We start from the raw sequence: 446 nt of genomic DNA, 5'->3' as shown, positions 1-446 counted from the left end.
AGCAGTGAGGAATATTGGTCAATGGACGCAAGTCTGAACCAGCCATGCCGCGTGCAGGAAGACGGCCCTATGGGTTGTAAACTGCTTTTGTACTAGGGTAATTTGCGGTACGTGTACCGTATTGAAAGTATAGTACGAATAAGGATCGGCTAACTCCGTGCCAGCAGCCGCGGTAATACGGAGGATCCAAGCGTTATCCGGATTTATTGGGTTTAAAGGGTGCGTAGGCGGCCTATTAAGTCAGGGGTGAAAGACGGTGGCTCAACCATCGCAGTGCCCTTGATACTGATGGGCTTGATTACACTTGAGGTAGGCGGAATGTGACATGTAGCGGTGAAATGCATAGATATGTCACAGAACACCGATTGCGAAGGCAGCTTACTAAGCTGTTACTGACGCTGAGGCACGAAAGCGTGGGGATCAAACAGGATTAGATACCCGTGTAG

General features: G+C 49.8%; 1 rRNA gene. It reads left to right on the top strand.

The features are described from left to right. A 16S ribosomal RNA gene (locus HH110_RS19125) occupies nt 1-446 on the top strand; the annotation flags it as partial.

Origin of the sequence: Stenotrophomonas sp. SAM-B (assembly GCF_013387485.1) — a bacterium.
Taxonomy (GTDB): domain Bacteria; phylum Pseudomonadota; class Gammaproteobacteria; order Xanthomonadales; family Xanthomonadaceae; genus Stenotrophomonas; species Stenotrophomonas maltophilia_AA.
The sequence above is the reverse complement of the archived record's forward strand: the minus strand, read 5'-3'. Positions and strand labels throughout refer to the sequence as shown.